The organism is Leisingera sp. ANG1 (genome assembly GCF_000203975.2).
In the GTDB taxonomy this organism is placed as follows: domain Bacteria; phylum Pseudomonadota; class Alphaproteobacteria; order Rhodobacterales; family Rhodobacteraceae; genus Leisingera.
The window spans coordinates 131,330-138,254 of the sequence record NZ_AFCF02000012.1 but is presented as its reverse complement, the minus strand read 5'-3'; the positions used below and the strand labels follow the sequence as shown (position 1 = coordinate 138,254).

The 6,925-nt window shown below is 62.7% G+C and carries 5 protein-coding genes and 1 pseudogene; 2 read left to right on the top strand and 4 right to left on the bottom strand.

Annotated elements, in window-relative coordinates:
- The 4 genes from GC1_RS19820 to GC1_RS19795 form a co-directional block, all read right to left on the bottom strand.
- On the bottom strand, window positions 1-1,655 hold a 1,655-nt coding region (locus GC1_RS19820), incomplete at its 3' end, for a recombinase family protein (protein ID WP_039498837.1).
- Between the two features lie 562 nt (window positions 1,656-2,217).
- Window positions 2,218-4,452: an AAA family ATPase gene (locus tag GC1_RS19810; RefSeq protein ID WP_082020198.1), complete on the bottom strand. Its 2,235-nt coding sequence runs from the start codon at window positions 4,450-4,452 to the stop codon at window positions 2,218-2,220.
- A gap of 89 nt (window positions 4,453-4,541) precedes the next feature.
- Window positions 4,542-5,456 carry a hypothetical protein gene (locus GC1_RS19800; protein ID WP_039498835.1) on the bottom strand — a complete coding sequence of 305 codons (915 nt, stop codon included), beginning with the start codon at window positions 5,454-5,456 and terminating at the stop codon, window positions 4,542-4,544.
- Window positions 5,457-5,609: 153 nt separating this feature from the next.
- Window positions 5,610-6,095: a hypothetical protein gene (locus GC1_RS19795; protein ID WP_039498833.1), complete on the bottom strand. Its 486-nt coding sequence runs from the start codon at window positions 6,093-6,095 to the stop codon at window positions 5,610-5,612.
- Between the two features lie 123 nt (window positions 6,096-6,218).
- Between GC1_RS19795 and GC1_RS22555 the strand changes: the two genes are divergently transcribed.
- The gene (locus GC1_RS22555) at window positions 6,219-6,377 is read left to right on the top strand and encodes a ribbon-helix-helix protein, CopG family (RefSeq protein WP_152612492.1); all 159 of its coding nucleotides are present in this window, start codon (window positions 6,219-6,221) and stop codon (window positions 6,375-6,377) included.
- Window positions 6,378-6,701: 324 nt separating this feature from the next.
- Window positions 6,702-6,925: pseudogene (locus GC1_RS22635) on the top strand (hypothetical protein); the annotation flags it as partial.

Genomic DNA, 6,925 nt, shown 5'->3' with positions numbered 1-6,925 from the left:
GTTTCCGACCAAGCCTCCGCAAAAAGCGGGGGCTTTTTCGATTCAGGGCTCCCCAAAGCCATCAGCCCCGCCAATTCCCCAACAAGTTCAAGCTGATGGCCGCCCGGCGCATCAGCCTCCGGAACCATCCGCACCTCCGAAATCAAAGCCCGCAGCGCCGCCGTCGCCTCCCGCCGCACCTCCGGCGCATTCAGGGCGCCAGCCAGGTCTTCGATCAGTTCCCGGTACCGGGATGACAGGCTGGGATGCAGCCGCAGGGCAGGGGGTTCCGGGTTGTCCGCGATGACCGCCTCCAGGCGGGCCTTCTCTCCCTCCAGCTCAGCCATCTTGTCCTTCATCGAGGCGGTGTACATGCCGTCTTCGATGGCTGTCAGGATGTTGGCGATCCGGCTTTCCACCTTTTTGAGGGAGTGTTCGGCCTTCTGCCGGTCCTGGCAGGCCCCCGCGGCGGCGTCGTTGAACGCCTTGCGGTATTCCTCCGCGAACTGCGCCAGCAGGTCCGGTGCCAGCAGGCGCTGCTTCAGCCCGGAAAGCACCCGCTCTTCCACTTCTGCCCGGCCGATGGTGGCGCGGTTGGTGCAGACCGCAGCACCCTTGTTGCGGGCACCTGCGCAGCCGTAGCGCGTCTTGTTGATCAGCGTGTAGCTGGCGCCGCAGCAGGCGCAGCGCAAGAGACCGGACAGAAGGTAGGTCGGCCGGCGCGCGCGTTCCAGCCGGGGCCGTTCGGTCAGAACACCCGCCGGGTTCATCGCCTGCCGCACCTCCCCCTGGCGTGTCTTCACCGCCTGCCAGAGCTGGTCATCCAGAATGCGCAGGCCGGGGACATCCTCCGTGATCCAGTCTTCGGGCGGATTGAGGCGGGACAGCCGTTTCCCGGTGTCGGGGTTGGTATCGTAGGTCAGCCGGTTCCAGACCAGGCGCCCGATATAGAGCTCATTGTTCAGGATGCCGGTGCCGCGTTTGATGTTCCCAGAAACCGTCGAGGGGTTCCAGGTGCCGGTTCCTTTGCCGCTCTGCGGGGCAGTTACACCTTCGGCGTTCAGGGCAGCGGCAATCGTGCGGGCGGAAAGACCGTCTGCATAATCCCGGAAGATCCGTTTGATGACGGCGGCCTCGTCCTGTTCGATCTCCCGGTCGCCGGTGCTGAGCGTGCCGTCGGGCAGGATCTCCCGCTTTACCCGGTAGCCGTAGGAAATCCCGCCAGCAGATTTGCCCTTCGAGACGCGCCCCTCCAGCCCACGCCGTGTCTTCTGGGCCAAGTCCTTGAGGAACATGGTGGACACCAGCCCGCTGACACCGACCTTCATGTCATCCAGCTCATTCTCTGAAGCCGTGTGGATTTTGACTCCGAAGAAACTCATGCGCTTCAGCAGGGTTGCGGAATCCGCCATGTCCCGCGAGAGGCGGTTCTGGCTCTCGGCGACAATGATGTCGATCTGGCCGCATTCCGCTGCCTGGATCAGGCGCTGGTATCCTGGACGAAGGGTGTTCTTTCCGCTGAGCGCGTGATCGGTGAAAACCTCCGTAACCTGCCACCCCTTCTGTTCACACAGACGGCGGCACAGCCGGATCTGGTCCTCGACCGATGTGTCTTTCTGTTTGTCTGTGGAGTACCGGGCGTAGATGGCAGCGCGGAGACCGGGTGTTGCAGTCATGGTTTATTCCTTCGAAGGCGGTTGGCTCCTCTGTGCCGCGATGTCTTCCTGAGCAGCCTGGCGGGCGAGGAACTGGATGATGTGCAGAAGCGGGGCCGGGCAGTTGGCCTGGCCGTTTGTCTGAGATGTGCCGGAAAGACAGGCTGTCTCCTGGCAATTGACATAGCTCTTTTGGTCCCGCGCCATTGGCCGAGGTCTCCCGCCGCTCCCGGGCCGGTGCCCGGGGCGATTTATTGATGATGCTGGTCTGGCGGGGTACTGCTCCGCCGGCTGTTGGCTTCATCATAGCGGGTGCGGGAGGGCGGCGGGCCCCGTGAAAGGGGGGAAGATGCCGCCCCGGTGCCGGGTTTATGTGGACAACCTGCCGATTGAGGTGGTTTGCGGGGGGCGGAGAGCTGAGGTGCGCGCCGTTGCGGCCGGACCGGCGGCGTTTGCCGCGCGGGCAAAACCTTTCCGGGAGGGAGTTATCCGGATTTTGGACCAACCGGAGCCTGCGCCGCGGAAGTTTGCACATAAGCTTTGTGCAAACCTCGCGGCGGCGCGGCTTGGTTGGCGGGCGCATCTACTGGTCCAGGACCGGCTCTGGATCTACATGCCGCGGCACGTCACGCAGCCAGGACCGGACCGCCTTGGCGTCGAACTCTCGTTTCTGCACCAAGTCTGCAGCCATGTCCTTAAGCAGTTGCTGATGGGGATACAGCAGCGCGCGTGCGTGGTCCTCCGCGTAGTCGAGCTTCTCACGGAGGCGCTTGCGGTCGGGTTCTGCAAGTTGAGCGGGATCCTGCGGTCCGAACCAGCCGTTGCCGTAGGCACCGAGTCCCAGCTCGTGGTCCACTGCCAACGCAATCCGCGCAGCCTGTGCCAAGTCGGACGTGGCGCCCCCGCCGGCCCCGGCAGAAACAGTATTGAAGACGAGCCGCTCCGCTGCCCGCCCGGCCAGGTGAACGTAGAGCTGACGGTCGAAATCTGTGTCCAGCCCCGCGTTCGGGGGAACATCCCGCTCGATTGTGCCGCCTGCGGCCGCCACCCTGACCTGGTTGACCGTCTCACCGAAGATCCAGGCGGCGATGGCGTGGCCAGACTCATGCACGGCGATGCGGTACAAGAGGTCTTGGTTCTCCTCCTGCGCCGTGACCCCGAGATGGCGGCGCAGAAGCTGGAGATCGAGCGGGCAGCCGCTGTGCCGGGCCTCACTGCGGGCAGCGCGCACCGCGGCGTCCACGTCGGCGGCGGTTTTGCCAATGCAGTCCCGCGCCAGCTGCTGCAGCGCATCCGCGGGGAATGCGTCCTGCAGCCGCTCAGCAAGGAGGTGCTGCAGCATCGCCATGCTTGGCAGCGGCATCTCGATCTTGATGTCAAACCGCCCGGCTCTCAGCACCGCGGGGTCTAGGTGCTCCGGGTGGTTGCAGGCACCAACCACCATAATCCCTGCCTCCCGGCTGATGCGGTCCATCTGCTCAAGGAAACCGGCGATCACCTGCGATCCATATCTGCTGCCGTGGGTGTCGCCGCTGGTGCGCGAGCTGATCGCGTCGATCTCATCGATGAAAAGGATACAGGGAGCATTCTTCCGGGCGTCGTCAAAGCTTCTTCGCATCGCGAGCAGCAGGTTGCCAAGGTGCCCCGCGCTTTGCCACTCGGCGCAACTGGTCTCGACGCAATTGACAGCGGCGCTCCGGCCCATAGCGCGGGCGAGGTGGCTCTTGCCGGTGCCCGGCAGGCCAAAAAGCAGCAAGGAGTGCGGGATCTCATTCCAGGCCACGCCGCCTTCGGCCCAGAGCCGCAGGTCTGCAACCAGTTGCCGGGCGGTGTCATAGGACGGGCCGATGCCGGTGATCTCCTCCCTTGGCGCGAGGGCTTCAGGCGGTGAAGCGGCAGCGGCAGCAAGCGCCTGGGACAGGCGCTGTGCCATCTTCTTCGCTGTGGGCGCACGCAGGGCGAATGAGAGTGCAGGGGTGGAGAGTTCTTGCAACTGGCCGTTCGGGGGCAGCGCGGCGCGGGCGGCGGCTTCATCAATGCGGCCCGTGCGGCTGTGGGTCTGACGCAGCAGGGCGATCAGAAAATCCGCGTCCACTTGCGGCACTGTCAGTTGATGACAGTGCTCCGCCACCAGCGGCGCGGGCAGTGCCATCTCATCCGGCAGGCAGATCCACAAAGGCTGGCTGTGCGCCAAGCCTTTGATGATGAGATCCTGCAGTTCATCGAAGTGCCGCTGCTCAATCGCGCCCTCGCGGATGCTGGGGACAGCAAGGGTCACGCGCTGAGGCAGCTGCACCTGGCGCCGGGCGTCATAGGCCTGCCAGCCCGGCGGCAGCAGGGCGTGGTTGAGGAGATTTTCCACGCTTGAAAACCCGCAGGGAGGAATGTTGCGCAGGATCAGCACAGTGCCGCGGATTAGCTGCGTGTCCACCGCAGCCGGGGAGCCAAAGGCCGCGGCGATCCGCAGCAGAAGCAGCAGCTGGTCTGCCGGCAGATCTGTGGCCGGCAGCCAGCGGCCTTTGTCATCGCATGCGTATGGGTCGGCGCCTTCCTGCTCCAGCGCTTCCCAAAGATCCGGAGGCAGATTCCGCGCGTTGGGGTGCTTGCTCAGATGCTGCAGCAAAGAATGGGGGTGATCCGGTGCAGGGGGCACAAGGGGCTCCTCGGCGCCCGCACTGCCGTCTGGTGCGTCTTCTTTGAGTGTCTTGCGCCGAGTTTGCTGCAGCTCTCTGTGATAGAGATGATAGCGGCGGGCGCAGTCTTCAGCGAACTGCCACCAATCGGGGCGCGGGGGTTTGGAGAGATCGAGCTGGCTCATGGCAAGCCTCCTGTGAACGGGCAAAAGGGATCGGGCGCCCGGTGAAACCGGGCGGGAGATGTTGGAAATTGAAGAGGAGGGGGGGGCGCTTAGCTGTCTTCTTCTGCCTCGATGGCGTCGAGCATCGCGAAGATCACCTGGGTCGCATCGGCGAAGTAGACCTCGCTTTTGACGCTCAGCTCTTCTGCGTAGAGGTCTGGCGGCGCGACGCTGTCGGGGTGCTCCGCCTTCAGCCGCGCATGCAGGCCTTTCTCAATTTGCACAGCTGTGTGGCCGGAGCTGATGAGAACTGTCCGCAGGACCTGCGCCTCCGTCTCCTTGGTCTTCAGAAGTTGGTGGTAAAGGCGGGAGACGGGATCGCGGCTGTAGCCGAGTTTGATCAGCTTGGCACCTTTGGCGAGTCTAAGCTTCATGACGTAGAGAAAGCTTGGCGCACTGCTCCAGCCCTCGCCGCAGTTGCTGCATTGAAACCGGCCAGTCTGCATGTTGGCTCGTGCGATCCGCTGAACATGGCCGCAGGACGCATGCCGGTACAGGCGGTAGTTCTGGTTCCTGTTCGGATCCGGTCCAATCAGCTCCCAACCCTGCGCGGAGGCTTCTTCTTGCTCCTTATGCTGCTGGCAGAGTTCGCAGCGTACGTCGCAGACGCCTTCGGCGGCACGCTTCACCATCTCAAATTGCCGGCGCAAGTTATGGCCGCAGGGGGCGATATAGTGGGCATAGTGACGGTCTTCCGGATCGCGGCCTGCCCACTTCAAACCTGCGGCCACAGCGTCGGCCTGCCACCGGTCTTGAATGCAGTGCGGGCACTGCGGCTGGCTGTTCATGAGAACAAAGATCTTGCTGGCATGTGCCCGTCGGCAGGTGTGGCAGGATAGGAGCAGGTGATAGCGGTCCTTGATGCGCTGCAGGATGCCGAAGCCCTTGGCTTCGGCGGCGGCGCGCCAGTGGGGGTGAATGGTGAGCGGGAAGGCGGCGGACGTGGCGGTTGATGTATGGGTCATTGAGAACTCCGTTTGCGCAAAGCGGGAGAGAGGGCAGGCGCCGGATATGGGGCACCTGCCGGGATAATCTGGATTTGGGCATGACGCGGCCGGGCGCAGGCGGAGAGATCCGCTGCGGGCCGGGTCAGGTTATGTCACGGGGGATTGGGGGGATCAGACCGGCGCGAATTCCGGAGCTGTCACTGCCATCTCCACCACGGTGTCGACTTGCCGCGCCGCGCGGTTCAGCGCTTCGCGGACACCGGGATCATCGGTAGTGAAAAGGTCCCGGTGCTCATGCATCAGCTGCTGGAATCGAAGTGCCTCGTCCAGGCTCTCAGATTCGATCAGAAAGTGCAGCAGCATGCTCATGCGCTGCATTGGCAAATCTTCGGCACTGACCACTTGTGCCGTCAGGATGTCGCCGCTGAGTTGAAGACAATCCTGCCACTTGGCTTCGGCGGCCTCTTGGATACCGGTGGATGCGGGATCCCAGGAGAGGGAATGAGAAAGATCGCGCTCCAGTTCGAGGGCTTCGTCCACTGCCTTGGTTAGTGCGCCGAAGGTGCGGGTGATGAAGGTGGGGCTGTCATCTGCGACAGATGCGGGCCAGGGGTCTTTAAGCGCGCACTCGCGCGTGATACGGCAAGTATCAGCCATAGTCGGTCTCCTTCCATGAGATCGGTTTTGGTTAGGGCGAGGTAAGAGGTTCCAGCTCTTGCCTCGCCTGAACAATGTGCGATAATGCCATCATGATGTCAACATCAAAATGGTAATATCGGAATGGCCCCTCCCAAGAAAGACACAGAAGCGCTAACGCTCAGATTGCCGCGAGAACTCATAAATGCAATCGATGACCGACGTCGTCTCGAACCTGATCTCCCAACCCGTCCGGAAATGATTAGGCGCGCATTGATTGACTGGCTGGATAAAACAAGCTGATCGGCAACAGGCTACGGAAGCGAAACACCATTCTGCCATTCAAGATTATCGAAAAAGAATAAGTCATCCACGGCCCCCGGCAGGGCGGGTCCAGCAGGCTGCTGGCCGCAGGAAGCTTGTAGAGGCGAAGGCCGAATACAAGCTGACGAGGAGGGGATCGAAGGGGGTATCCCCCTCGCGAACGGCAAGTTGCAATCCTGGGGCCCACCCCTGGATTGCAACTTGCCTAGTGAGTACAAGCCTCACAAAAACAAAAATAAGCCTATCGGGATTTTCTTCGTCTTCGCGGAGACTCGGATCAGAGAAGCAGATCCGAGCAGCAAGATGACCGTACAGCCCAAGTTTACTCAAGCCCAGCCCGTAATTCTTGATGAAGCACCGGTTGTGCTGCGCTTTGCAGGCTTGTTCCCGCAGGGCCTCGGCAAGTTCAAGATGCATGACAAGCGCGGTGGTGGCGACCTGGATCATGTCGACCAAGAGCTGTCCCGGCTGAACCAGGTGCTGGTCGGCGAGCCGGGCTGGCAGCAGCAGATACGCGGCGAAATTGC